The 25,349-nt window shown below is 49.7% G+C and carries 22 protein-coding genes; 9 read left to right on the top strand and 13 right to left on the bottom strand.

Features of this window, described 5'->3' with window-relative positions; all coding sequences use genetic code 11:
* Positions 1-42 precede the first annotated feature (42 nt).
* From F4Z13_00970 to F4Z13_01005, 8 genes are all read right to left on the bottom strand, one after another.
* Entirely contained in the window at positions 43-339 is a 297-nt protein-coding gene (locus F4Z13_00970; protein ID MXZ47817.1) for a hypothetical protein, read from the bottom strand.
* A gap of 2 nt (positions 340-341) precedes the next feature.
* Complete coding sequence (gene cas2 / locus F4Z13_00975) at positions 342-635, bottom strand: CRISPR-associated endonuclease Cas2 (GenBank protein ID MXZ47818.1); 294 nt, start codon at positions 633-635, stop codon at positions 342-344.
* A 2-nt stretch (positions 636-637) separates the two neighbouring features.
* Positions 638-2,353 carry a CRISPR-associated endonuclease Cas1 gene (gene cas1, locus F4Z13_00980; protein MXZ47819.1) on the bottom strand — a complete coding sequence of 572 codons (1,716 nt, stop codon included), beginning with the start codon at positions 2,351-2,353 and terminating at the stop codon, positions 638-640.
* Positions 2,354-2,658: 305 nt separating this feature from the next.
* Positions 2,659-4,278 (bottom strand): type I-U CRISPR-associated protein Cas5/Cas6, encoded by a 1,620-nt coding sequence (cas5u6u, locus tag F4Z13_00985; protein ID MXZ47820.1) that lies wholly within the window; start codon positions 4,276-4,278, stop codon positions 2,659-2,661.
* A gap of 8 nt (positions 4,279-4,286) precedes the next feature.
* A complete protein-coding gene (gene cas7u / locus F4Z13_00990) occupies positions 4,287-5,234 on the bottom strand; it encodes a type I-U CRISPR-associated protein Cas7 (GenBank protein ID MXZ47821.1) in 948 nt (315 codons plus the stop codon).
* Between the two features lie 12 nt (positions 5,235-5,246).
* Positions 5,247-7,586 (bottom strand): type I-U CRISPR-associated protein Csx17, encoded by a 2,340-nt coding sequence (gene csx17, locus F4Z13_00995; GenBank protein MXZ47822.1) that lies wholly within the window; start codon positions 7,584-7,586, stop codon positions 5,247-5,249.
* Positions 7,579-10,080: a CRISPR-associated helicase Cas3' gene (gene cas3 / locus F4Z13_01000; GenBank protein MXZ47823.1), complete on the bottom strand. Its 2,502-nt coding sequence runs from the start codon at positions 10,078-10,080 to the stop codon at positions 7,579-7,581. The genes csx17 and cas3 overlap by 8 nt, the downstream gene beginning before the upstream one ends.
* A 559-nt stretch (positions 10,081-10,639) precedes the next feature.
* Positions 10,640-12,136 (bottom strand): deoxyribodipyrimidine photo-lyase, encoded by a 1,497-nt coding sequence (locus tag F4Z13_01005; GenBank protein MXZ47824.1) that lies wholly within the window; start codon positions 12,134-12,136, stop codon positions 10,640-10,642.
* Positions 12,137-12,254: 118 nt separating this feature from the next.
* On the opposite strand from F4Z13_01005, the gene F4Z13_01010 reads away from it, so the two are divergent.
* Entirely contained in the window at positions 12,255-13,160 is a 906-nt protein-coding gene (locus F4Z13_01010; protein ID MXZ47825.1) for a GTPase Era, read from the top strand.
* Between the two features lie 13 nt (positions 13,161-13,173).
* Here F4Z13_01010 and F4Z13_01015 read toward each other — a convergent pair whose 3' ends face one another.
* Together F4Z13_01015 and F4Z13_01020 are read right to left on the bottom strand one after the other, a co-directional pair.
* Positions 13,174-13,959 carry an enoyl-CoA hydratase gene (locus tag F4Z13_01015; protein ID MXZ47826.1) on the bottom strand — a complete coding sequence of 262 codons (786 nt, stop codon included), beginning with the start codon at positions 13,957-13,959 and terminating at the stop codon, positions 13,174-13,176.
* A gap of 56 nt (positions 13,960-14,015) precedes the next feature.
* On the bottom strand, positions 14,016-14,465 hold the full coding sequence (locus F4Z13_01020; GenBank protein MXZ47827.1) for a type II toxin-antitoxin system ParD family antitoxin: 450 nt from the start codon (positions 14,463-14,465) through the stop codon (positions 14,016-14,018).
* Between the two features lie 61 nt (positions 14,466-14,526).
* On the opposite strand from F4Z13_01020, the gene F4Z13_01025 reads away from it, so the two are divergent.
* The 3 genes from F4Z13_01025 (at position 14,527) to F4Z13_01035 (ending at position 17,495) form a co-directional block, all read left to right on the top strand.
* Positions 14,527-16,350: a hypothetical protein gene (locus F4Z13_01025; protein MXZ47828.1), complete on the top strand. Its 1,824-nt coding sequence runs from the start codon at positions 14,527-14,529 to the stop codon at positions 16,348-16,350.
* Positions 16,351-16,425: 75 nt separating this feature from the next.
* The gene (locus tag F4Z13_01030; protein ID MXZ47829.1) at positions 16,426-16,953 is read left to right on the top strand and encodes an arsenate reductase ArsC; all 528 of its coding nucleotides are present in this window, start codon (positions 16,426-16,428) and stop codon (positions 16,951-16,953) included.
* 68 nt (positions 16,954-17,021) lie between these two features.
* Positions 17,022-17,495, top strand: coding sequence for a nucleoside 2-deoxyribosyltransferase (locus tag F4Z13_01035; GenBank protein MXZ47830.1), 474 nt, complete (start codon positions 17,022-17,024; stop codon positions 17,493-17,495).
* A 31-nt stretch (positions 17,496-17,526) separates the two neighbouring features.
* Here the strand turns inward: F4Z13_01035 and F4Z13_01040 are convergent, their stop codons facing one another.
* Entirely contained in the window at positions 17,527-18,561 is a 1,035-nt protein-coding gene (locus F4Z13_01040) for a zinc-dependent alcohol dehydrogenase family protein (GenBank protein MXZ47831.1), read from the bottom strand.
* A 46-nt stretch (positions 18,562-18,607) separates the two neighbouring features.
* Entirely contained in the window at positions 18,608-19,195 is a 588-nt protein-coding gene (locus F4Z13_01045; GenBank protein MXZ47832.1) for an exonuclease, read from the bottom strand.
* Positions 19,196-19,324: 129 nt separating this feature from the next.
* Here F4Z13_01045 and F4Z13_01050 point away from each other — a divergent pair, with 129 nt between their 5' ends.
* The gene (locus tag F4Z13_01050) at positions 19,325-19,828 is read left to right on the top strand and encodes a hypothetical protein (GenBank protein ID MXZ47833.1); all 504 of its coding nucleotides are present in this window, start codon (positions 19,325-19,327) and stop codon (positions 19,826-19,828) included.
* A gap of 9 nt (positions 19,829-19,837) precedes the next feature.
* Positions 19,838-20,341 (top strand): hypothetical protein, encoded by a 504-nt coding sequence (locus F4Z13_01055; protein MXZ47834.1) that lies wholly within the window; start codon positions 19,838-19,840, stop codon positions 20,339-20,341.
* A 32-nt stretch (positions 20,342-20,373) separates the two neighbouring features.
* Here the strand turns inward: F4Z13_01055 and F4Z13_01060 are convergent, their stop codons facing one another.
* Positions 20,374-21,027 (bottom strand): bifunctional phosphoribosyl-AMP cyclohydrolase/phosphoribosyl-ATP diphosphatase HisIE, encoded by a 654-nt coding sequence (locus F4Z13_01060; protein MXZ47835.1) that lies wholly within the window; start codon positions 21,025-21,027, stop codon positions 20,374-20,376.
* Positions 21,028-21,244: 217 nt separating this feature from the next.
* Here F4Z13_01060 and F4Z13_01065 point away from each other — a divergent pair, with 217 nt between their 5' ends.
* From F4Z13_01065 to F4Z13_01075, 3 genes are all read left to right on the top strand, one after another.
* A complete protein-coding gene (locus F4Z13_01065) occupies positions 21,245-22,975 on the top strand; it encodes an alkaline phosphatase (protein ID MXZ47836.1) in 1,731 nt (576 codons plus the stop codon).
* 107 nt (positions 22,976-23,082) lie between these two features.
* Positions 23,083-23,295 (top strand): DNA-directed RNA polymerase subunit omega, encoded by a 213-nt coding sequence (locus F4Z13_01070; GenBank protein MXZ47837.1) that lies wholly within the window; start codon positions 23,083-23,085, stop codon positions 23,293-23,295.
* 57 nt (positions 23,296-23,352) lie between these two features.
* Positions 23,353-25,299 carry a hydantoinase/oxoprolinase family protein gene (locus F4Z13_01075; GenBank protein ID MXZ47838.1) on the top strand — a complete coding sequence of 649 codons (1,947 nt, stop codon included), beginning with the start codon at positions 23,353-23,355 and terminating at the stop codon, positions 25,297-25,299.
* Positions 25,300-25,349 lie beyond the last annotated feature (50 nt).

A 25,349-nucleotide genomic window follows, 5' to 3' on the forward strand; every position in this document is an offset into this window, starting at 1 on the left:
TCTGTTGCTTCTATTTGTCGGTGGCAATGTTGCACGGGAAAACTATCTTGAGGGTTGTTTTCTATGTACATCTGCTGCTGCTTCAATGAGGCCGAGGCAAAGTTGCCTCGGAAAACAGCCCCCTTCATAACTTGCTACGGAGATTAAATTATTCTTATTTGCTGCGAGTGCTGCTATCCGTTTGATTATAAGAGCTAAAACTTCCCGAAAAAGATTTGCTGTGGTGTTGTATATCTCCCTCGAATATAAGGAAAAACTGAGATGCGAGTGCTCCCCATTATTATTTTTCCATTGAAGTTCTCGTGACAGGTCCGGCACTCTTCCCTTACCATGAATCATATCTATATGATTATAGCCTCTCTTGTCGGCATTTTATAGTTTTTTCCCAAACTTTCGACATTAGGATTGACTTGATCAGCGTCACCTAGATCAAGGATCAGCACATGGTCTTCAGTTGAATGTATTAATTCTTCCAAGCGTGCGCACATTTGCGCATGGCGTTTAGAAGTTAGCCTGCACTGAAATACAGATAGCTGTAACCAATGGCCGTATCCTTTCATCAGCTTGAACACTTTTCTCCAGCGCTTAGGTTCTGAGATGTCGTAAGTGACTATGTAAAGCTTTTCCTTTGCCATTGTTAGCGGGGTAGGTAATTAGGGTAAACGGGAATTTCACCTTGTAAATGCCTAGCCATTAATCGCGCCTGAACATTTATTAGCCGTCGCATGGAAACCTGATAACCGAAAAGCGGATGGGTGGTTTCCTGATCCATACGACGTTCGAAAGCCGAAATAAGCGCCTTGCGTCCGCCAGCTTTCAGCGAGCAGGCCGGTCCGTTGAAAATGAAATCTTTCGGTTTAACTTCTCCGTTGTTTATGGCCTGTATTACGCAGGAATCAGCTACGATGGGGCGAAACGGTTCCATCAAGTCAAGAGCTAATGCCGGGCGACCGTGTCTGGGACGGTGGTAGAAACCCATATAAGGGTCTAATCCGACTGCTGAAGTTATTGTAGTGAAAGTCCTTGTAAGCAATGCGTAGGCTAAAGACAACATGGCGTTTACGGGGTCGGTTGGTGGACGGCGATTGCGTGTGGAGAAGGAAAAGTTTGGCAAATTACTTCTTGGATGTTTAGCCAGCATGTTCTCGAACGAAGCGAAATATATCGCTGCCGCTTCGCCCTCTGCCCCTAATAACTGCTGAACATTATCTATATTATGAGCCTGCTTGGCGATACGTTTCAACCTTTCCAGAGCTTGGTCTTTGCTGGTTGTGTCTTCTCGTTCTGTGCGCCAGTTACGGCGGAGCATGGTACGAGAGTTCTGTATCTTTGCCGTAACCAGATTGCGTGAAAGAGCCAGACATCTGTTTTCATCAAAAGCGCAACGATACTGGGCTTCGCGTACGGCTACGTTTCCGTTTCCGGTTCCAGTTGTGTGACCGAGAAACCAGCCTCCTGTGGAAAGCCAGGACACGGGGATTTCGCTTTTCATAAGTTCGTGCAGTGCGGGAGTTGTAACCGACACAGGCCCCAGCAGAACAACTTGCGAAACATCTATCATCGGCACTTCCATTGAATCTTCCTCGGTTTCCACAATCAGTCGCTCGCCGCTTTTCCGCAGTCTTGCGCCGGGTGTCTGCACATAGAGAGGAAGTGCGGGGTCGTCTGACGGGTTCAGGGGGCGGGGAGTGTATTTCTTCGAGAACAGATTGGTTTCGTCCGGAAGACATATTCCGGCTAGCGAGCAGCGAGGGCACTTGGGGCTGTTTTCCAGGGGTGGTGGTCTGTGACCGGAGGCGGCTGCGTCTCGCAGGGCGGAAATTGCGCTGATGGTCTTGGCTCGGAGTTCATCATCCAGAATGACCGGAACTTTCTCTCGGGAGCCTACATACCATAGAGCGCCCTGAGGGACCTCGTAGCCGTTATCTTCCAGAATCATTGCCTGCGTGCAGACCTGTACTCGCTCGGGTTCGTACGCCCCGGAGGCGACATGAGGGCGCTTCCCCTTTTTGAAGTCCACGGGCATTGCCGTTCCTTCGCTGATTTCCACAACGTCCATTTTTGCTATAACGCCCAGACGTTCCGAGGAAAGAGTGATGGATCGGGTCTTAAGCATTTCATCACCAAGATCCTCTGGGGAGGGCAACTGTTTCCCACTTTTGTCCACTCGGGCATGGGCACGTTTTCCTTGGGCTGTATCTCCGCTGTCGGCCCATTCGCCCTCCACCCACTCCAGATAAGCAAGTCTAGGGCAATACACCCATTCGTTAACCATTCGGGCCGGAACTAATGGTGTATTATCCCTGATCGGTGACGGAGGCAACGGCAGAGGAATTTGGTGCTTGGAAGTCATTTTATTCCTGCGACCATTAAAAAGGTGCTGGTCTAAATCAACTTCCAACATACCAGATATATTGTAGGGGTTCCATTTCTGTTATCTAAAGAGACTGGGACGGTAAGAAATTGCTGTAGTATTGGTTTTGGGCGATACGACGACTTCGACAAGCTTCCTTGATACCTCTCTGGGCAAGAGATGAATAGGGATATTTGTGAAACTGTTGTGAGTTGCTGATAGCAGCTCTGTAGAAATTTTCTTTCACTTAGAAGTTCGGATATTACAGATAGGGGTCGTTCTTGACTCTAGCAATATGAAGGTTATCAGGTGGATTGCAGGACGAACAGTCCAAGACCAAAATGGCATGCATATCCGAGACACAGCGGGCCGTTGATCGGTTCTGGGAAATTCAAACGCAACAATGCTCCTTGGGAATCGGTCTGTTTTTCTTGTCCTTGGGAGCGGAAGCGGTGAAAATATGCTGTGCGACGGTCAGCGCCGCCGATTCTTATGCTGGGAAGGACTTCGATTTGAACATCGTCCACTAGGTGCTCAGGAAGGATTTCCCGGCGTTTCAATAGCCTTTTTACTTCACTTGGATAGCCTTGGGACTTCAGGTGTCCCGTAGCAAGAAACGGGGTTATGCTTACCCAAACCCTTCCCGTACCGAGAATTTTTGAGGAATCGGAGAAGTCCTCGGGATTTCCAAATCCCTCGAGAGCTAAGCGCCATTCAAACCCGTTGATCCAAAGACGCGTCAATCGGTCAAGCTTAACCCTGACGTCGGTACTCAGTCCTTCTGGTGCATAGACCGTGATATGATCAATCCAGCCGTCGCCATCCGTATCCTCGGGGAGCCAGAACGCATGCGAGTGTGAAGAGTTGCGCAGGGGTTTTCCCTTGTGGTCGCGTCCCGAAATTACCGAGGGTGCCTTCGGTTTTCTGCGACCGGTTGCCACCGTTTCCCATCCGAACTTAGCTAGTGTCGCAAGGCGGATGAGTTCGCCGATTTTAACCGTATCCTCAACTCGCGGCAGCGGCCTGCCAGCTAACAGGTAACGCGCAACCGTGCATCTGTCATGGGTTTTGACACCTTGGCGACTGCTGGCGTAATGTTGCCGAGCGACAGTTGGCAACGATGACACCTCGGGAGCGAGATATATGACTTCCCGAGACGCAGGAGGACGGTTCCAGCCGTATTTCAGGTAATTGGCCGTGTCCAGAGCAAGAGCGTCAACAAGAAGTTCCGGCAGTGTAGGTCCGAATTCTTGAGACCGCTTTTTTTCAAGCATTCTGGCTGTCGGAGGGTTTTTTTCAGAAGCTTTGGCTTCCTCAAGCAAACGTTTTTCGAATTCTGCCATTAAGCGTGCGCGTTCTGCGGAATAGTCACTCGCACTGAGGGGAGCAATCACTTTTATAGGGTTTCCTTTAGCTTCTCCTGTTGTTTTTACTGCTGGGTGACACATCAAGTCATTTTCTTCTGGATTCCATTTGTCCGTAGCGGTGCAGTTGGCCCAGCTCTCGGCGCGGCCCAGATACCCAATTCCCTCGGCGAGGTGCGAGGCGAATGCAAAAAGCTTTGAATTTAGTTTCAGGTCGGGCCAGACTGCGACAAGTTTCTCACCTTTTGGTAATTGCAGAAAAGCGTCAAAAACCAGGCTTTTCTTGTTTCCCTGCAAAGGCATGTAATGGCGGGTGTGCGTATGAACGACGGCTTTCGGCAGCCGGTAGGAAGGCAGATTCTCCACAAGGGCAGAGATTAATGCGTTGAGGTCGCTTTCCTGCCACAATGCATGGTTTCCCTTGCGTTTGTAGCTGGCGATCAACGCACGGAGGATTCGCCATGGTTCAGGAGGCCACGGGACTCTAACTTCGTTGACATGATGCCCCCACTGTGTCGCATGATATCTGTTTGCAGGAAACTCGAAAATTAATCCGAACATCTATATATCTACTTCCCGTAGGTAACCGTTAGTGTGGGAGGGGAATTTAGCATTTGCTCTTTTTCTACTGCTTTAATTAGTTTCGGTAATTCTTTGCAAAGCGTATCCAGCGATGGAAGTTCGAATTTTTCCGGTCGAGTCACTTGTATTTCCACAACATCAAGATCGCAGGCCGTCCTGAGCCGAAGTCCTTCACTAAGAAACTTTCTGATCTTAAATAGTGCAAACGCGATGAGCAACGCTTCGGCGTTCTTTCCTAAGCCGAAGGATTTTATTTGCCTTAGATCCAAGTTGAAGTAGGCGACCATTTTACTGCAAGTCCATTCGTCTCGAGCGAAAGGGACATGCCCAAAACCTCTTTTTGCATCTCCGCTTGGATTTACCGAATCATTTTTTACTCCTCCACTGGATGCGACTCTTGCTCCCCGGGCTTCTATAAAAGAAGATAGAATGCGTGGCAACCGCAGCCTGCCTTTCCCAAGCTTGGAGAAAAAGACTCCGTGAAGCAATGAGTTCGTATCGTATTTAAGAAGCATTTGTGCAAGCTTGCGAATATCAACCCTGCCTTCTTCCATGTCGGCAAATTGTTTTTTCAGAATGGCAAAAGTTGGGTCTTCAGTCTCAAGTATATAAGGCGAGTTGATTCGATGGGCCTCCAGGACCGAGTTTGTAAGCGGTTTTCCGTTCTCATCAATAACCTTGATCAGGGGGAGCCCCTCTAGAGGTTCAACCCAGTCATCCGCAACTTCATCCCAGCATACGGATTCAAGGCGATTAGCCATACTTTGAGAACTTTCGACTAAAATCATCTGTTCGGTTCCCTCGGGCTCATCAAAAACCGCATGCCCTAGGTTCGGAAACCCCGTAGGCTGAAAACGAGTCCCCTGCAAAGGTTTCAATACCGCCTCAATTAGCAGTCGAGATGACTCAGAGAGGGTGGATATATCAATTGACATTTTTTACTCCTTTTACGTGTTTTTTGTTTCTTCTTCTATTATATATGCCCGCTCCGCCACGTGTTTCAAATCCCATTTGTGTAATGGAATCAGAAAGGATGCGGCAAGCAGTCGTCCATTAGTTCTGGAGCCGAAGCGACTGATTCTGCGAGAAACTTGTTCTGCAGAGAAATATGAACCGATCCCAGATGCCCGCATTCGGGCAAGAGCAATGCGTACCGCGTTATCCACGTTATTATTCCGCAATTGCGCTAGAAGGCTTGTTGGGATTGGCAGGTTGGTCTCTGGTGCTGGTGGCAAGACGCCAGCTTCTTTAAGAATGTTGTTCGGGGTGAATAGGGGCTTCAAAACTGCATAAGGAAAAGGAGGAAAGAGTCGTTCTGCTTTTTTCGAGTCGGGTTCGAGATAACCGGTGGGACGTGCCCAGACTAGGCCGGAGAGTAGCCGGCCGCAGAGCATATGATCAAAACTGGGAGATAGAAATGCCGAAATGTCAGAACTGTTTACATGTGTGACTGCGCACAGGGGTTTCTCTCTAAACCCTCTGACTGACTGTTCAACCAGACGTCGCTCCAACACCGCAATCAAACCGGATATTAAATTAGCTGAAGTAAAAACGGTCAGTTTTTCGTTAGATTGTGTGTTCCAGGAACGAAATTTTCTTGATACTGAACTTGGATCAACTGGTGCGAAATGAGTAGCCATTGCAATTCTCGGATCAAGCCGGTTTTTCGATTCATATTCCGCCGTGTTTTCAGGTAATTGTTGATCTGAATCTGAAGATGCTTTTTCAATGTCTGAATCTGTTTCCGAACCTGCCTCAACCTGCCAGCCAAGACTTGCCAGAGCTCTAGCGACTCTGTACTCGTAGGTTCCATCATTTGCTTTGAGTACCCATTCGCTGGACAGTAGAGGTGGAGGCGGAGGTTTTTCATCAAACGAACCCCCGCTTCTTGCAAGCCATGAGACAAAATCGCCGAGAATAACCAGAGTGTTTTGTACGGAGCGGGGGTTAACATCGGTTTTTGTCATGTCAAAAAGGGAATCTTCGAGTTGTTTAATGATTTGACGCCCATGTGACGAAGAATTGCTTCTTCGTGCAAATCGGCGAACCTTCTCAAACCAACCTCCGCAATCAAAATCGTTTATCAGTTTGGAGGTATCGGTGACTTCAGAAGAGACTTTCCGTTTGCCTAGGGGAACGGCGAGGTAAGCCTTTCCAGAGCGCATCAGGAATCCGTAGCGCTCAAAACATTCCACCCCCCGACTGGTTCCAAGACTGGCCGCCGCACGTGCGAAATCCAGACCATGGTATGCCGTTTTGCCGTTTAAAACGGCACGCCCTTCTTTCAGTAGCGCTACGAGTTCCCCATAGCTGGCTTGTTGGTTCCATAGAGGTGCCCAGAATTCCGCTCTTGATAGTTCTTCGTCAACGCTTGAAATTCCTCCGTGTCCTGCTCCTACAGTTTTGACCATGAAAGGGAAGCTTGCACCGGAGTCCGTTACGCTTTGGTGACGTCGAGTTGCGGCGCCCGCAAACATGATAGAACCTTCAAGAGCAAATATAAAATCCCACGGATTTACAGAGGCATCGCCTTCATAACCGGAGCTGGTTGCATTTGGTCCTCCCGCGGACCCAGGATGGAATTGACCTATTGGAACGGAGTAAAAACCTTGCGAGGTGTTTCCGAAAAGAGAAGTCTTCAGTAGCCTCTTCGTATTCGGGAAGGGTTTGCCGGTTCTAACGTCAAACAGTCCCTTTCTGGCGGACACGAGGCGTTGCATGAAGTTGTTTGTGAAGTCCAGTCTTCCATCGTTTCCTCCTGTTCCCAGAAGGGGGGGGAAGCTCAGACGGCCTTTGGAGAAAGCCAGCACGGCATCAATCCAATTGAGCGCGGACTCGGGGTATTTGCTGCGGAGTATGCAGACAAGTTTGGCTTTGATTGTATCTGTGGGACGTTCGGTTAATTCCAGCTTTTCAATTTCTTTTTCGGCGATTTGAATTGCTTTTTGAATGGGTGAAAACCGCTCTGCGATGCCATCTTGATCTGATAGCAAGTCAAAAGCGCTTTTGTTGTCCTTTGGATAAAAACCGCTACCGCCATTCCATGGAGCTATAATTGGGCTGGGCATGTAATCTTCAAGAAAAAACCCCAACAGATTCTCATGATTCAGCTTGCTTTGCAAGCAGAAGAGGTTGGCTGCCCACCAGCATCGCACCCTTGAGTCCGCGGCGGATTCCTTAACGTGATTCAACGGATCTGCTACCAAGCGAAATATGCCTAATGCTTTCAAATAGCTTGAAAGAGGAGTTGGAGTACAGCCTCCAAGTTGGATGGTGTTATTAGTTATTTATATTCTCCTTCTCTTTTGCCGATGCTCGCCAGTCTGCGATTCTCAGTATAGCTTCCAACCAAGCAAGGCGAAAAGGTCCGTGTTCAGATAGAAGGCATTGTGCACGTTCCATCCAGCTTGAACCTGTAACTGGATGTTCTCCGAGTTCCATCAACGACAAGGTCAATTGTCCTCCATCCCAGAGGGTTTTCCCGTTAATTTCAATTGAAGGAATATAATCTCCTTCCCAAATGCCTCTGGCAAATCGAGGTGGGTTTGGTGGCTGGGTTTCTTTTGCCCTCTCCGGCTTTGCTGGTTTTTCCGCCGGTAGCGCTCTAAGGTTCATGCGCAGTTTGCCATGATGTGTTGCAATCAAATAGGCGACTAGGTCGACATCTCTTGACCAGTTTTCCCGAGACAAATAAGCCAAGACAGAGGCAAGTTCATGACGGAAGTATGGGCGGCCTTTTCTTCGGTCATAGCGTGGAGCTTTTGCGAGCAGATACTCAGGTCGTGGATTCGATTCCTTGTCGTCGGTTGACATGCGTTCCTGAAATGCTGGGTGTGCTTTGCCGACATCGTGCCAGAGGGCAGCAGTGGAGATAAGTTTTTTTTCGCGAGGTTCTATGTTTAGTGTATCGCACAGACTTTCTGCTTCAGCTGTAACGTGTTTGAGATGGTCATCAAGCTTTACGAAACGCTTTGATTCGCTGTCTGTATCGGCGTCATTCACTTCGGCGATGGCGCTAATCCGCGCTTCTTGTGAAAAAATTGGTTCTACTGCGACCCTGTTTTCTGAATCGAAACCAGTCTCCATGGTATAACCGCCCGTTTCCTTATCCAGAAGCAGAACCAAGCCCGGCCAAGGTGAATCATTGAAAGCAACCCATATTGTCGGACGATTTTTATCATGGCGTGCTTGGGGATCAACACAATAGGCCTTGATCTCTTTAGATTTTAGCCAACTGGCGCAACGGCCAATGGGTATTGCGCAGATCTCTTCGTACGTCGGCATAGTTTGTTCTAGCTGACTATTTGAGAGATCTCTCCAGAAAACCCGCACATCGGTATCTTCTGAGTCGCGGATGTAATGTGAGATATCAACATCAAAACCAGTGAGGTCAGGGTCGGTGTCGTATAAATCCCTGAAGTCTTTGGTTCGGATCACAGATTGGCTGACATAGTCATCCGATTCAGGTGGAGGGAGGTTAGATGGTCTTGCGTCGCTCAGCATTGAGATCCGTTTGCGACAGGTATCAAGTTCTTCGGGAGTATAAGGTGCCGACAGTGCTTTCGCATATTTCTCGTTTTTGGGGCCATCGCCGAGAATGTCAATCCAGCGGATTTTTCCCCCACCGCAATTATTAAGTTCACCGTAGCGATTTACCCTGCCTAGTCGCTGAACTATTGAAGACATTGGCGCAAGTTCGGTCAGCATGACAGTGGCTGAGAAATCCATCCCTGCCTCTATTGCCTGCGTAGCTACTACCATAAGATCTTTTTTTTCGCTTGGTTTGGGGAGTTTTTCTATTTGAGTTTTTCGGTCTGCGGGCCTGAACCTCGAGTGAATGAGAGCTAGACGATCAGGTGCGAATCCTTTTCTCTGGATTGCCTTATACACCGCTTGAGCTCGGGAAACCGTGTTTACAACCAGAAGGGTCACTTGGTTTTTTCTGTGCATGGAAACTGCCTCTGAAGCTAATGCCTCGGCGTAGTCACGTATATGCTCTTTATCGGTACTGCGGAGAATCAAGGCGGATTTTTCTATAGGCTTCAGAGCATCGACCAGCTTTCGGACTTGTGGAGAATTCTCGTCGTTCAGAAATTTACTCGGAACATTCCATGTCTTAGGAGATTCGTGGAAATCCACGGTTTCCAACCATTTTGGGTGAAGTGTTGCCGAGGTCCAGAGGCTCCGTGAGGGGATTTCAGTCGGAAACTTGCGACGAAAGCCTTCCAATTGTGCCGAGGTTGTAAGACCGGATCCCATGAGCTGCACTTCGTCAAATACCCACTGCGTGTCGTTGTGAAGCAGTGCGAAGTCCACAGGCCATCGAAATCGATTCATGGCGTAACCGCGCATCAAGGCGCGACTGAGCAGCATATCTTGGCTTCCTATCAGTATCGCGGTTCTCTCGGGTTCTGTGAACCATGGGGTTTCATCAACCCCACCCATAAGTATATGAACATCTCTGCTTGGATCTGGTAGGCATGATTCCCAATCCAAGTTGGCTTTCTGTAGTCGTTTAAGCCATTTTCTTATATTGAGTGCTGTTTGGTCAACCAAAGTGCGCATTGGCAAGCAGTATGCCAGTCTGCGAGGAGGTTTTTTTTGGTCGGTAGAACAATGTTTCCATGCCCAAGATAGTACTACTGCAGCTGTTTTACCAAGTCCGGTCGGAGCGATTAGAACATCCGGCCAGTCTTTTTCAGCCAATTCTTGCTGATAAGAATAGGGGTGAATATCGTTGCCTAGGGCAACAGAGAATAATGATTGGAAATTATGTGGCATCTGACAATTTGAGTTTATATAACCATTAAGAACAGAAGATTCAAAGCGATTTTTATTGATATGACACTGGGAGCGCAAACCAACCTGTTTTTTGAAAACTCGATTTTCATGTCTATACGAGGCGAGTATCGCTCAAATATACAGTTTTAAAGAGGCCGAGGCATTGCTGCCTCGGGGGAAAAGCTTGCTAGACAACAACTTCATCAATTAACATGGCTTCAAAGAGGCCTAAGTTTTACTGCTTAGGGGCGATTCTAATTTTATATACAGAAAGATATCCATAAGCATAATTCATAATCAGGAAACCACGATGTCAAAAAAATTGCTAATTCTTTGGAACAACTCTTGAATGTCTTTGTCTCAAATACTAACAGGATCATATCGACTATGATCCTCATCAAATGCGTAAAGGCGAGTAGTATCAATTACAACCTCCTTAAGCAAAACCCTCTTCAACAAATAACATGAAACTCAATTTTATTGGCTTTAATGGTAAAAGTCAATAGAGCAATCCGAAATTCCATTTGAGGTCGATAGAGGTCTTGATATGCTGCAACAATCAAATTCGAACCTTTGCGGCAAATAAAATTGAGTTGTGAAAGGGAAACTGTCTGAATTGGTTGAAGATATTCAAGGCACGATTCCGTGCTGCCACGTGATTCACGATAGGAAGGGGATAGCTATTTTCTAGAAAAATCCCCGAGTCTTCAAGTACATGTTCGGGTGCGGTCCAAGGCTGGTGAATATACTTATTCGGCAAGCTTGCGAGTTCAGGAACCCAGCGTCGCACGTAACCGCCGTCGGGGTCGAATTTCTGGCCTTGGAGAATCGGATTGAAAATACGAAAAAACGGAGCTGCGTCAACCCCGCAACCCGCGACCCACTGCCAGCTTACTGAGTTGTTAGCAAGGTCCGCGTCCACCAGGGTATCCCAGAACCAGGCGGCACCGTCCTGCCACGGGATAAGCAGGTGCTTCACGAGAAAAGAAGCGGCGATCATGCGTACCCGGTTGTGCATCCATCCCGTTGCCCACAGTTCCCGCATCCCCGCGTCAACTATTGGGTAGCCAGTGAGACCCTGCTGCCACAGGCGAAGCGCTTCTTCATTCCTTGCCCACGGGAAGCGTTCAAATTCCGGTCGGAAAGGTTTTTCAGGAAATGTCGGCCAGTGGTAAAGCAGGTGGTGTGAGAATTCCCTCCATACGATCTGGCGAAAAAAGGATTTCAGATCATCTTGCGATTCAGGTTTTACGCTTGCAAGCGAGCGATGCCAGCATGTCCTTGGTGATATTTCACCTAAATGAAAATGAGGAGAAAGCTTGGAAGTTCCCGCGATGTCGAGCCGGTCGCGCTTGCTTCCGTATCCCGTTGCTGACTGTTCCAGAAACGAATCCAGGCGCAAGAAGGCTCCCTGCTCCCCCGGCGTCCACATATCAAGCCAGTCGGTACTCCAGTCGGGCCCTTGCGGCAGCAGTTTCCACTCCTTAAGCGAATCACTCCTGATAGGTTGTTTCATGCGTGGAAGCTGTTTTGGCGCAGACAGGGGTACAGGCGGTGGAAGCTTTTTCAAGCAGGTTTTATAAAAAAGTGTGAACACCTTGTAGGGTTCGCCGTTTTTTGTCCTAACAGATTCGGGGGGAAAAAGCAGGTTGCCGTCAAACACCTTTAGCTTAGCTCCGAGGTTGTTCAGAACGGTTCTCACTTCGGACTCAACTTCGATCGCGTGCGGTTCCGTGAGTCGGGTGACATGAACTGTCGTGGCTCCTGTTTCAGTCACAAGATTTTGCAGTATTTCCTTCGGCTGGCCGCGACGCAGAATCAGCCTGTTTCCGCGGGCTTCCAAGGATCTGTTTAGCGCCAAAAGGCTGTTATGTAACCACCACCTGCTTGCGCCGCCGGGTGGCCAGGGATCTGAATCTGCGTCTTCAAGTATATAGACCGGCACTACGGGCCGAGCGGATTTGCCTGCCTCCGCTAGTGCCGGATTATCCAGAAGCCTGAGGTCCTTTCTGAACCAGTGAATGATTGGATTTGCCGTCTCTTTTGCTTGACTCATTTTTACTGGGAAACCGGTTTTTGCCTCGAAGATGACGGTAAATTATACTGGTAGGAACATATTTCTCTGAAAGAAATTCGGCAACTTTTTGTTAGAATCTAACTAGAGATTCATTTCCATGGTCCAAACAGCTTCAAAAGAGGGTTTCAGGTCCGGGTTCATTTCCGTGATAGGACGACCTAATGTCGGAAAATCCACTCTTGTGAATTCCATCGTCGGAGAAAAAGTTTCGGCCGTTTCGGATAAGCCGAGCACTACCAGGAACAGAATTCTGGGAGTAAGGACTTTTGATGATTCGCAGCTGGTTTTTCTCGACACTCCTGGGGTATACAGGGAGAAAAGCAGGCTCGGGAAATCCATGGCCCGTGCGGTAAGCGGTGCTCTTTCCGACGCTGATCTGGTGGCGTTCGTTACGGACGTGGAAAAGCCTTTCAGGGCGGCTGATCAGTCCATACTTAAGATGCTCAGGAAACCTTCCTTGTTTGTCGTAAACAAGATCGACAAGATAAAGAAATCAAAGCTCCTGTCGATGCTTTCAGCTGCCGAGAGATTTTCTGAGAAGTTCCTCGAAATAGTTCCCATCTCGGCTATTACGGGCGACGGGGTGGAGGAGCTCACGCAGCTTCTCAAAAAACACCTGCCCGAAGGGCCGAAATATTTCCCTGATGATATTTTCACGGATCAGCCTGAGATTTTTTACGTAAGCGAACTCATAAGGGAGAAAGTCTTCAATCTCACGCGAAAGGAAATTCCCTATAAAGTTGCGGTGGTGGTCTCGGGATTCAGCGAGGATACGGAACGGAACCTGATCAGGATAAGTGCTGAAATCTATGTTGAGAGAAAAAGCCACAAGGGGATTCTCATAGGAAAGGGCGGGGGGATGCTAAAGCGGATCGGTTCCGAGGCCAGGGTTGATATTGAAAGGATACTGGGAGTTAAGCTGTTTCTTGAGATTTGGGTCAAGGTTAAGGAGAACTGGACCCAGAGCGATTTCCTTATAAAGGAATTCGGTTACGGGGACTGAACCGCAGAAGTCTTTATTCTCCCTTGAAAATGGGCTTTCTCTTTCCGAGAAAAGCCCTTTTTCCTTCCTTGGAGTCGCTGCTTTTCCTCACCTTGGCGAAAAGAGACCTTATGAGCTCTTCGTTTTCTTCCGATACTGGCCTTCCTTCTTCCCAGATATTTATCATCTTTTTCATCGATATCATCGAAAGCGGGGCGTTTTCGCTTATTCCCTCGGCAAGTCCATAGGTGAACTCTTCAAGCCTTTCTCTTTTTACAACATGGTCGACAAGTCCTTTTTCCAGGGCTCTTTCGGCATTAACGGGGTTTCCGGTGAGAAATAGTTCCCTTGTAAACCCGGGACCCACCAAGTTCAGAAATTGCTTTATTCCGCTGTAATGATAAGTCACTCCCAGCTTTACGGGCGGGATTGCGAGTTTCGCGTCGTCGGCGCATACTCTCAGGTCGCAAGTCGCCGCGAGTTCTAGTCCCGCTCCGAAGGCATGACCGTTTATCATTGCTATTACGGGGAGAGGGTAGGACTTGACCGCCCGCATGGCTTCGGTCAGGGGATGGCCGCTTTCTATGGCAACTTCTTCCTCGGATATTGCGGCTATATCATATCCTGAGCAGAAAGCCCTATCACCGCTTCCTCTTATAACAACACATCTGATATCAGTGGTTTTTCCCAGTCTTAGGAATTCCTCGGTTAAAAGTCCTAGAGTTTCTGGCGTAAGGGAGTTTCTTTTCTCAGGGCGATTGAGAGTAAGAGTGCAGATTGAACCCTTGGTCTCTATAAGAATTTCTTTGTTCTCGGCCATGAAGAAATTATATGTTATCGAAGCTTGAGGTCTAAGCGGAAACCGGGAGACGGAACTCAGAACACCCGTTCAGATTCGTTGATTACGCTTTCTTTGACGCGCGGGTGAAGACCTTCCCGAGTCGTCACGTCAACCTCACATCCTAAGTTGTCTTCAAGAAACTGTTTTACCCCGGCTAGGTCAAGCAGACTGAAGCTGATTCCCGGGTCAATGTCTATAAAAAAGTCTATGTCGCTTGACGAGGTGTTTTCACCCCGAACGGCGGAACCGAACAGGAAAATGGATTTTACTCCTTGTCCGCGCAACGGTTTTTCAAGCGACAGAACCCGTTTATGAATTTCTCCTTTTGTCATGGGTTTTGCTGGAAGCCCGTCGGTTGATGCTATATCTCTTTCCACTAGAAGCCGCAACGCTTCGCGAACCACTTCGCTTGCGTTGTTGTAAAGTCCAGACGAAACCTTTTTCCGGATAAACTCTTCCAGTCTGGGTGTGAGCGAAACATTCATCAGCTTGCCTCTGCAGTGCATAAGGATACTTTGATAACAGGGTTTATCAATCTCTGTTATCATGCTCCGCTTCGTTGCTCGCTGTTGCGAGGGGTTGTTTTTTCAGTCTTTGAAGTATAATTTATCCAGCATGACCTACAGTAGCGAGCATATCATAGAGCAGTTGTCGTTGGGTGAGGACAGCCACTGGGAATTCAAGCAGGTTGTATTTGAGGGAGATCGTCCCAAGAGTCCAAGCCCCGACAATTGGGCCGACGAGATGGCTGCGTTTGCAAATACAAGCGGCGGGGTACTGCTTTGCGGGGTCACCGACGGGGGAGAAGTGCAGGGCATGTCAATCGGCCAGATGGACGAGCTTGAAAGGCTTCTGGTGGAAGTATCCTCTAATTCGATAAAGCCCTCAGTCCGGATCAATACATTTCGCAAAAAAATAAGGGGAAAAGGGGCGATTCTGCTGGTTGAAATACCTGAAGGTTCCTCGCAGCATGACAGTCCCGGAGGCAGCTTTTGCCGGGTGGGGAGCTCAAAGCGGAAAATGACGAGCGATGAGAGGTTGCGTCTGGCGCAAAACAGAGGGCAGTCTCGTTTTCTGTGGTTTGATAAACAGACGGTGCCGGAAACCGGATTTGAAACGCTCAGCAGAGAATTGTGGAATCCCCTGCTGAGTGCCGAGAGTGCCGTTGACCCCGAACTTGCGCTTGTGAAAATGGGTTTGCTGGCTGAAGACGAAACCGGCACTAGGAGGGCAACAGTGGCCGGCGTGCTTTTGTGCAGCGAATCTCCAGAGCTTCTTCTTCCTAACGCCTCAGTAATGGCCACCTTTTATCTTGGCAAGGACAGGGCGTCAAAACAGGCTGACGCGCGGGTAATCGGCGGTCCGGTTAATCGGCAGATTGCCGATGCGGTAGCTTTTGTCTTGCGGAACATGAAGACCGCGGCGCGCAAGGAGCCCGCCCGGGTTGATATGCCTCAGTACAGCGAGAGAGCTGTCTTTGAGGCTGTTGTAAACGCTGTTGTTCACAGGGATTATTCTGTAAAGGGAAGCAGGATTCGCCTCTCCATGTTTGAGGACAGGCTTGAGATACTGTCTCCGGGTGCTCTTCCGAACAATCTTACCGTTGACAGTATGGACATTCGCCAGTCCACGCGAAACGAGATACTGGCCTCGGTGCTTGGACGGATGCCGGTCGGCGGTGCCAGAGGATCCGGAGAAAGACAGTTTTTTATGGAAAGGCGGGGAGATGGAGTGCCCATCATCCGGCGGGAAACTCGGGAACTCTGCGGCAAGCATCCTGAATACAGACTTATTGACGGGTCGGATCTCTGTCTTACCATTCCGGCAGCTTCCTTGGAGGCTGAAGCTGCTAGCCCGGTCATTACGGTACGTCATTCGGGCAGACCCCTGCCCGGAACGAGCGTGCTGGTACTGTTTCCAAACAAGACTTGGAAGCTTGCCGCGACCGATGAGAACGGAGAGGCGACGGTCAGCCTGCATTCAATTCATCTGCCGATGACCGTGTTTGTCGCGGCTGAAGGCTTTGCCGCTCATGTTGAGCGGGACTGGGTTCCCGCGCAAGCGTCTCTCGCAGTCGAACTGGAAACTTTACCCGAGGGGGGTTCGGTAATTTTCGCTGAGTCTACGGGAAAGATACCGGGATTGAAGGGGAGACTGAATCCCATTAGAGATACTCATGACCGCACCTATCTTTACGCCTCCAACATCGCGATCGAAAAGGGAAAGCAGCAGCCGGTTCATTTCACTCTTGGAGAAGGACTGATCCTGACTGACTCGGACGGGCGGGAAATGCTTGTGCGCATTATTGAGATTTTCGGAAGGTCGTGTCTTGTGGAATATCGCGGCCATGCCAAGCTCGAAACGGGATAGAGGTCGACTGCCTCGGCAAAACTTCCGTCTGCGGTATACTTGTCCGGGAAGAATATTTTTGCCGGGACAGAAAAATTGCAGAAGCGAATCTACAGGGTGCTATTTCTCTGCACGGGCAATTCGATCCGTTCGATCATTGCTGAATCTCCTTTGAATTACGATAGCGACGGAAAATTTGTCGGCTACAGTGCGGGCAGTCATCCCCGGGGAGAAGTTCACCCTCAAGCCCTTAATCTGTTGTGCGGCAAGGGACACGCCATTGAGAACCTGCGCTCCAAGTCTTGGGATGAATTCAAGGTGGAGGATGTTCCTTCGATGGATTTTATCTTGACAGTGTGTGACAACGCGGCGAATGAACCTTGTCCCGTGTGGCCGAGCATGCCGGTGACGGCTCACTGGGGTCTTGCGGACCCCGCGGGCGTTGAGGGAACTGAAACTGAGCAGTTAAAAGCTTTTGAAAAAGCCTACGACTTGCTCAAAGAGCCTATCGCTGCGTTTCTGGCCCTTCCGTTTGACTCGCTTGACAGCGTGGAACTTCGTGAGAGACTTGAAAAGATAGGGCGCCGTGGGTCTGGAACGGATGGAGAGGAGAATAGTTACTGACGTTTGAAGCGTTTCTGTCCGACCACCGCATGAGACCTGAATCGTTCTGATTCTCACGCAGAAGCACTATGAAGAAACAAAAAACCCTGTATCTGGCTAACCCCTACGGCTTTTCCGCGCAGCAGCGCGAAGGGCCTCTGGCGGTTCTTGTCGAGGTTCTGGAATCAATGGGAGCCGAGGTATGGGAGCCGTTTTCCCGGAACAATCAGGTTGATAAGGCGGTTGCCGGCTGGGCCTATCAGGTTGGACAGTCGGACCTCAGGGACGTGCGTGAGGCCGACGGGTTGTTCGCGGTTGTCAATGGATGTCCGCCGGACGAAGGAGTTATGGTGGAACTGGGAATGGCTATTGCTTGGGAAAAACCCGTGTTTCTGTTCCGAGATGACTTCCGCAGCTGCACCGACAGCGAGGTCTATCCGCTCAACCTGATGCTGTTTGCCGGCATGCCTGAAAAGGGCTGGGAGGCTTACTTGTATGGTTCTGTAGAAGAGATAACCGACCCGGACAAAGCGCTGGCGAGATGGCTTAAAGATGCGGACTGATTACTTTTTTAGAGACGAGTCACCAAAAAATTTACCAGTCTGCTATTCTTAGGACCCTAGCCCCCTTTCCTCCTCCCTTTTTCATTTCCAGAAGTGCCGCGTTTGCCTCTTCAAGTTCGTACTCGGTGACTTCAGCCTCTATTCCCAGAGTGGACGCGGCCGAAAGAAAGCCGGCAACATCTTCCCTTGTGACATTCGCTACGCTTTTTATCTCTTTCTCAAGCCAGAGATGCGACTGGTAATCGAGACTCAGCAGAGAATTGATGTCGGAGTTCTCCTTGCTTATGGAGTTTACAATCAGTTTTCCCCCGGGGACAAGATTCTCAAGCGAGCGCAAAACGGGCGTCCATGCCGGAGTGGTGTCAATGATGCCTGAAAGCTGCTTGGGGGAGTGCTCTTCAATTCCGCCTGACCAGGATGCTCCAAGCTCCATGGCGAACAGCCTTTCCCTTTCTCCTCTTGCGAATACGAACACCTCGCATAGTGGATATGAGTGACGAAGTAGCTGTATGACCAGATGCGCTGAAGCTCCGAATCCCATAAGCCCTACGGCGTCGCCGTCTGTTATTCCGGAAAGTCTGGCGCAACGGTAACCTATCGCTCCGGCACACAGGAGAGGGGCCGTCTTCACTGGGTCCATTCCCTCCGGTATGCGGTGAACGAAGTCTGCGTCCGCGACCATAAATTCGGCAAAACCTCCGTTTCTGTCCCTGCCGGTGGCGATGAAATCATGGCAGAGGTTTTCCCGTCCGCTACTACAATAGGAGCATTTTCCGCAGACTCCTCCTATCCACGCAACTCCGACCATATCGCCTGCGTCGAAACTTCTTACGCCCGAGCCGTGTTCTTCGACCACCCCCACGACTTGATGTCCTGGAACAATCGGAAGAGACGGGGGGATCACCCTTCCTTCTGCCTCGTCCATGTCGGTGTGACAGACCCCGCAGGCTAAAATGCGTATTAGCACTTCTTCTTCAGCGGGTTCTGGTGTGGGAATCTCGAGCAGTTCAAGAGGAGTATCGTTATTGAGCAGGTCGTACGTACCTCTTAGAACCATTGCCTTCATCACGCTACCAAGTATAACACGCATATATGGCGTGCGGGCCGGTTCCTCACTGCTTGCTTGTTCCGAGTGTGGTGTCCGCGTACGCCCTCAGAACGATTTCCGCTGCGACTCTTGCGTCTTCTCCGGCGTCGTGGTGGCGAAAATCAATCCTGAGGTCCCGGGCAATATTCTCGAGATTGTAACCCCTAAGGGCGTATTTATCCGGCCAGGCGCGTCGCGCTACCTGCGCACTGTCAATCCAGGTTCCGTAACGAAGAGATTTTCCACATTCTTTAAATGCTTTTGAGATTGCTCGACGGTCAAAGAATGTATGGCTTACGACGATTTCTCCCAAGTGTCGCGCGATCTTGTCGCATAATTCTTCAAACCGCGGGCAGCCACTTACCATCTTCTGGTCTATGCCGTGTATGGCGATATTGTACGGATCAAAAAAGTCATGCGGATCAACAAGCTGCGTCCATACCTCTTTGATCTCCGCTGATCTTACCACCGCGATTCCCACTTGGCAGATGCTTGAAACGTTTGAATTCGCGGTCTCGACATCGATGGCGACAAAATCCAGATTTTTACTCGCGTGGAGATAGTTTTTTCCGTTTTGCCCGCAGGGCGTTTTCGGCTTTCCGGCTTTTTTCATTCTCCTACATTATGAGCCATAATAGGCTTTCTTTCAGCAGTGTTTCGTCCGCTTCGGCGTTTTCGGGCTTTAAACTCAGATTATATTGTTTATAATTCTCCAAATTAAAAGTTTTTCCGGAGGCGTAAGGTGCCGTTATATGAATATGAGTGCGACAGTTGCATGGAGAGTTACAATACGGACATAGACAGTCTGGTCGCCAAGCTTACCAAGACAAACGCAAAGAAGATTTTCAAGCAGAATCGCAACTTCTGTTATGTTGAAGTCACAAGCGATAAGAATGGAAAACTGTTTTTCGAACTGGGGGAAAGGGGCGTACGCGGCGCGAGAAGGTTTCGTTATAAGCTAGATAACGGAAAGGTCCTTTACCTTGAGCTCAAGGACTTCCGCTTCGATCACCTTGTGTACGGAGATGATGATCAGGATGAAGTCAAATGCCCTCTCTGCGACGATTCCGAGACAGTGAGAAGGGTTTTTTCCACTTTCAAGGCCATATTCGACGATAAGAATAAAAGAGCTCCAGGTCCCGGGGATGAGCTTAGATGGCATCTTGAATACAAACAGCAAAAGGATGAAGAAATAGCGAGCGACTGGGTAGGGCAGGATCACCTGAACCAGTATTTCAACAGATAGGAGACGCAAATGCCCCTCTATGAGTTTGAATGCATCAAGTGCAGACGCAACGTTGAGAAATCATTGAAGGCTCTTGAGAGAAAACGGGACAAGGAGACCGTAAAAAACCTTGTCGAGAAATATGACAACATAAACGCCATAGAAGTTATCGACCTTGAGCGCGAAGAAATAGTCGCGAAGCACGGAAGAAGGGGAAAAGATTCCATATTCAACGACTTTTACCTTAAGGACGGAGCCCTGCTTGCGCTTTTCAACATGCGAAACTACAGATTTTCCGAGCTTATATACGAAGAGGGGGACGAGAAAAACGTAAAGTGCTACTGCGGGGAGAAAAAGAAAGTGGAGAAAGTTATCTCGACTTTTGCTTTTACCAAGGACCTCTCAACCAATATGCCGAAGCCCGATCTCTCGAACCTGCCGCCTTCGGTTAGAAACAGAACTTACATAGGAGATTACATAGAGGAAAAGGACAGGCCTAAAAAGCACAGACCTCCCAAGGGAAAAAGGCAGTAGGGTCCTGTCCAGCCTTCCAGCGCTTCTGTGTGCTACTTCTTCTGCGCGTACTCTTCTTTGCGCCTGCCGAACCTTCTCTCAAGTTCATCCGATATGTCCTGAGGCGAAAGACCCGCTTCGCAGAGAAGCACCATGGAATGGAACCACAGATCGGTAAGTTCGTAGACGAGTTCGTCTTTATCCTCATTTTTGGCGGCTATTACTACTTCGCCGGCTTCCTCTCCGATTTTTTTAAGTATCCTGTCAACTCCGCCCTTCATAAGGCCGCTCACATAAGAGCCTTCCTTGGGGTTCTGCTTCCTGTCTTCTATTACGGAAAATACCTTTCTGAGTGAAGCTTTCTCGAACACGGGGGCAATTTTTTCTTCCATGTCCCCGGATCTGTAAAAGCATGTCGGCTTTCCGGTGTGGCAGGCTGCTCCGGTCTGCTCCACGGTTATTAGCACCGTATCGCAGTCGCAGTCAACGAAGATTTCCTTTACGTCCTGAAAATGGCCTGATTCTTCCCCTTTGTTCCAGATCTTTTTTCTCGATCTGCTCCAGAAGTGGGTCCTTCCGGTCTTGACGGTCATCTCGAGAGCCTCTTTGTTCGCATATGCGAGCATGAGCACCCGCCCGCTTGAACTGTCCTGCACTATTACGGGCAAAAGGCCTTCGTCGTTGAACTTGAGTTCTTCTAGTTTCATATAATCCCCTTTCCTAATCCACCGGGTTTTCATTCCGTTTGAAGTACGTCAAGATAATAATTGCAAAGCTTCCGTTGTCAAAGAACTGACGGGGCGGGGAAACCGGCATATTGAGGCTTCGGATCGGCTGTTTTCTCCCCCCGAAGCTTTTTTCTGAATTGCTGTTGATTTCAGGTGTATAACTGTAAAACTGCTGTGCACGGGGAGGAATTGATCTGTGTTTTCGAGAAAACATCTAGTTTATGCTTCGGCGGTTCTGATTTTCGCCCTTCTGCTTGTCGCTATTGGTTTTGTGCTCTACGGCGGTTCAGGGCGCGTGAGTTTCGAACATGGTGTCGCAAGCGGTGATCCTCTGGATGACAGGGTTATTCTCTGGACGAGAGTCACTCCCAAGGAATCCCAGAGAAAAGTCAGGGTAAGGATCGAAGTCGCTTCGGATGAGAAGTTCGAAAGCGTTGTTTACAGTTCTGTTAAGAGCACTACGGCCGAGAGCGACTACACTATCAAGGTTGACATCAAGAGCCTTTCGGCAGGAACGGCTTATTACTACCGTTTTCGCTCAGGTGAGACCGCATCCGTTGTCGGCCGTACCAAGACCTTACCCCGGGGCGATGTGGATTCGGTCAGGCTGGCGGTGTTTTCATGTGCGAACTATCCTACTTCTCATGGCGGTTACTTTAACGTTTACGGCCACGCGGCGGAAACGGCTGACATCGATGCCGTGGTACACCTCGGCGATTATATCTACGAGTACGGCAAGGCGCCGGATTCCGGGAAAGATAATTCCCAAGGAGCCGGAAGGGACTTTCCGGAATACAGCGATAAGGAAATCCTGACGCTTGACGATTACCGAAGGCGCTACGCCCTATACAGAACTGATCCGCAGCTTCAGGCTCTTCATGCCACACATCCGTTCATCGCCGTCTGGGATGATCACGAGGTAGCAAACGACGCTTATGTGGGGGGTGCGCAAAACCACAACGAAGACGAAGGGAGTTTTGATGCGCGCAAAGAGGCTGCGCTTCGGGCGTATTACGAGTGGATGCCGGTTCGCCCCGTAAAAGAGAATGATTCCGGGCGGGTCTACCGCAGTTTTTCTTTCGGAAATCTGGTTGAACTTTTCATGCTCGATACCCGCCTTGCCGGACGGGAAAAACAGCTTAGTTACAAGGATTATCTTGACCCGGATACCGGTTTCAACGCCCGGAGTTTTCGTGAGGACATTGGTTCTCCCGAACGAACCCTGCTCGGTCGGGATCAGCTTGCCTGGCTTCAGGGGAAGCTTGCTGACTCAACCGCCGCTTGGCAGGTTCTGGGTCAGCAGGTGCTTATGGGCAGAATGAACGTTCCGGCTGAAATAATTCCCCATCTGGGCGATCGCACACCGCAGGTCGCGGATCTTATTGATGAACTGACCGGGATTAAGGAGCGGGTGTTGCGAGAAGATCCTTCCGTGACTCAGGATGAGCGGGACCGTGTAAACACTGTGCTTCCCTATAATCTTGATGCCTGGGACGGTTACCCTGCAGAACGCGAAGCGGTGTTAGGCGCGGCTTACGGAAGGGATAGGAACTTGATAGTGCTTGCCGGGGATACGCATAACGGGTGGGCAAGCAATCTCAAGGATGCGGCAGGTAATCAGGTAGGTGTCGAGTTCGCCACCGCGTCTGTGTCCTCGGGGGGTCTTGAGACTTATCTGAAACTTGAACCGGAGCAGGCCGAGGAATTTGCCTGGGATCTGGAAGTGCTGGTCGACGGTCTTGTCTACTCAAACACAAAGGATCGCGGTTATATGATTGTCAGTTTTACTCCGAAAAGGGCCAAGTCGCGGTGGATATATGTGGATACAGTCAAGCATCCGGAATTCAGGGAACTAACTTCAAGTGGAAAGGCCCTTGGTGTGCTTCCCGGCGCGGGAAATCGTGAACTTGTTCCTGTTGGTAATTAGGCTAGAGCATTTTGGTCAGGGAAAGTATCAAGGCGGGATTAATTGACATTACCGTGAAGAGTCGTATAATATTCAGGTTAGGTACTGATTAAGGAAGGTAACAATCCATGGCCAGAATTACAATTGAAGACTGCTTAGAGAAAGTTGAAAACAGGTTTGCTCTCTCCATCGCAGCGATGAAAAGAGCAGGCCAGATATCCAAGGGAGCTACCGTGGTGGCGTCTGAGAACGATGACAACAAACACGTTGTTTCGGCGTTAAGAGAGATAGCCGAAGGAAAGGTAAACGTCATATATCCCAAGGATAGAGATAATTACTGATTGCGCACGTAGCCCCGTGCGGTTTTAACCCGCGCACGGCGAGGTAACCATCTTTTTATGCTCTCGGTAGGCATAGACGCGGGAGGAACTTTCACCGATTTTGTTTTCTTCGATGGAAAGGAAATATCGGTAAACAAGGTTCCTTCCACTCCCCGCGATCCTTCGATAGCAGTACTGAACGGGCTTAAAACCCATCCCGTTGAGTTCTCCCATATATCGGAAATCATTCACGGAACCACCGTGGCCACGAATGCTCTTTTGGAACGGGAAGGGGCAAAGACCTGTCTTATTACCACAAGGGGTTTCGAAGACGTAATCGAGATCAGGCGGCAGAACAGGGAGAAACTGTATGATCTGCTATGGAGTCCGGCCGTCCCTCTTGTGTTACCGGAACTCAGGTTCGGGGTTTCCGAGAGAACGGATTATCGCGGTTGTGTGCTTGTCTGTCCGGATGAAGCAGAAGTGGAGAAAATAAAGGAGGAGATATCTTCTCTCGGTATTGAGGCGATAGCGGTTTGTTTTCTCCATTCGTACGCAAACCCCGAGAATGAACGCAGGGTTGCGGCCGTGCTTTCCGAACTCGGTATCCCGATTACCCTCTCCTCTGAGCTTGTCGCGGAATTCAGGGAGTATGAGAGAACTTCGACGACGGTTCTTAATTCCTATCTGATTCCAAAAGTGAACAAGTACATGCGTTCGCTCTCCCGTACCCTCGGGGAAAAATCTCTTTCCATCATGCAGTCAAACGGTGGGGTTATATCTGCTGAGCAAGCGGCCGAAGAACCTGCAAAAATAGTTCTTTCCGGTCCCGCCGGGGGGGTGGTCGGGGCGTTTGAGATATGTGCGCTCTCCGGGAGAGAGAAAATTATTACCTACGACATGGGTGGAACTTCGACAGACATATCCCTTTGCGACGGCAAAATAAGCTTTACGACCGAGAACACCCTGGGAGGCGTTGCGCTTAAGGTGCCGATGATAAACATCTCGACCATAGGGGCCGGAGGCGGTTCAGTCGCTTACATTGCCGACGGGGGCATTCTTAAGGTCGGCCCGCGAAGCGCCGGCGCTGATCCCGGCCCCGCGTGTTACGGGAAAGGCGTTCTGCCGACCGTAACAGACGCCAATATAGTTCTCGGGAGAATGGACCCCGGCTGGTTTCTGGGTGGCGAGATGAATATATACCCCGAAAGGTCATTTGAAGCGATTCGCTCTCTCGCCCCGGATCATGCCGCGGAGGAAGTCGCCGAATCCGTAATCAGGATTTCAAATTCAAACATGGAAAAGGCCCTCCGCGTGATATCGGTCGGTAGAGGCTACGATCCGAGAGAATTTTCGCTTGTTTCATTCGGCGGCGCGGGAGGTCTTCATGCCTGCGAGCTTGCCCGCTCCCTTGGTATACGAGAGGTCGTGTTTCCCCGAAATCCCGGTGCACTCTCCGCCTACGGGATGCTTCTTGCCGACTCTTTCAAGGATTACGGAATCACGTTTTTTTCCTCGGCGGACGGGGATCATCTTAGGGAGACTGACAGAAAGTTCGCGGATCTCGAGAAGCTCGCGCGCGAGGACCTCGAAAGAGAGGACCTAAGGTTCGAAAAGCGTGTCGATGCGAGGTACCGAAGGCAGTCCCATGAACTGACTGTTTCCTATAGTGACTCCATAGCTTCGGATTTTCACCGCGAGCATGAAAGAGTTTACGGATACAGGAAGGAATCTTCCGTCGTCGAGATCGTGACCCTGAGACTCAGGGCCTATATGCCGGAGCGAAAAATAGATATTCTTCCCGTTTCTGCTGTGGAGGCGGAGCCCCGGTTCTTTACAAAGGATGTGATTTTTGAGGGCAAGAGCATTAAGGCCGGATGCTGCGAAAGGGAAAGACTACGGCCGGGTTTTCAACTTGCAGGTCCCTGCGTTCTTTACGAGAGAACCGCCACTGCTTTTATCCCTCCCGATACCGCCTGTGAAGTGGACGATTACGGAAGCGTTATAGTGACCCTCGATCCGTAGTTTCTTCGGGAATTGCCAACTTAAGCGGTCGAGACGCAAAATGCTGTCTT

Source organism: Candidatus Dadabacteria bacterium (assembly GCA_009837205.1).
Taxonomy (GTDB): domain Bacteria; phylum Desulfobacterota_D; class UBA1144; order Nemesobacterales; family Nemesobacteraceae; genus Nemesobacter.

What these genes read in the sequence shown, in the direction of transcription:
- F4Z13_00970 (MXZ47817.1), bottom strand. Translation starts at nt 339, where the DNA reads ATGATTCATGGTAAGGGAAGAGTGCCGGACCTGTCACGAGAACTTCAA.
- cas2 (MXZ47818.1), bottom strand. Translation starts at nt 635, where the DNA reads ATGGCAAAGGAAAAGCTTTACATAGTCACTTACGACATCTCAGAACCT.
- cas1 (MXZ47819.1), bottom strand. Translation starts at nt 2,353, where the DNA reads ATGACTTCCAAGCACCAAATTCCTCTGCCGTTGCCTCCGTCACCGATC.
- cas5u6u (MXZ47820.1), bottom strand. Translation starts at nt 4,278, where the DNA reads ATGTTCGGATTAATTTTCGAGTTTCCTGCAAACAGATATCATGCGACA.
- cas7u (MXZ47821.1), bottom strand. Translation starts at nt 5,234, where the DNA reads ATGTCAATTGATATATCCACCCTCTCTGAGTCATCTCGACTGCTAATT.
- cas3 (MXZ47823.1), bottom strand. Translation starts at nt 10,080, where the DNA reads ATGCCACATAATTTCCAATCATTATTCTCTGTTGCCCTAGGCAACGAT.
- F4Z13_01005 (MXZ47824.1), bottom strand. Translation starts at nt 12,136, where the DNA reads ATGAGTCAAGCAAAAGAGACGGCAAATCCAATCATTCACTGGTTCAGA.
- F4Z13_01010 (MXZ47825.1), top strand. Translation starts at nt 12,255, where the DNA reads ATGGTCCAAACAGCTTCAAAAGAGGGTTTCAGGTCCGGGTTCATTTCC.
- F4Z13_01015 (MXZ47826.1), bottom strand. Translation starts at nt 13,959, where the DNA reads ATGGCCGAGAACAAAGAAATTCTTATAGAGACCAAGGGTTCAATCTGC.
- F4Z13_01020 (MXZ47827.1), bottom strand. Translation starts at nt 14,465, where the DNA reads ATGAATGTTTCGCTCACACCCAGACTGGAAGAGTTTATCCGGAAAAAG.
- F4Z13_01025 (MXZ47828.1), top strand. Translation starts at nt 14,527, where the DNA reads ATGCTCCGCTTCGTTGCTCGCTGTTGCGAGGGGTTGTTTTTTCAGTCT.
- F4Z13_01035 (MXZ47830.1), top strand. Translation starts at nt 17,022, where the DNA reads ATGAAGAAACAAAAAACCCTGTATCTGGCTAACCCCTACGGCTTTTCC.
- F4Z13_01040 (MXZ47831.1), bottom strand. Translation starts at nt 18,561, where the DNA reads ATGAAGGCAATGGTTCTAAGAGGTACGTACGACCTGCTCAATAACGAT.
- F4Z13_01045 (MXZ47832.1), bottom strand. Translation starts at nt 19,195, where the DNA reads ATGAAAAAAGCCGGAAAGCCGAAAACGCCCTGCGGGCAAAACGGAAAA.
- F4Z13_01055 (MXZ47834.1), top strand. Translation starts at nt 19,838, where the DNA reads ATGCCCCTCTATGAGTTTGAATGCATCAAGTGCAGACGCAACGTTGAG.
- F4Z13_01060 (MXZ47835.1), bottom strand. Translation starts at nt 21,027, where the DNA reads ATGAAACTAGAAGAACTCAAGTTCAACGACGAAGGCCTTTTGCCCGTA.
- F4Z13_01070 (MXZ47837.1), top strand. Translation starts at nt 23,083, where the DNA reads ATGGCCAGAATTACAATTGAAGACTGCTTAGAGAAAGTTGAAAACAGG.
- F4Z13_01075 (MXZ47838.1), top strand. Translation starts at nt 23,353, where the DNA reads ATGCTCTCGGTAGGCATAGACGCGGGAGGAACTTTCACCGATTTTGTT.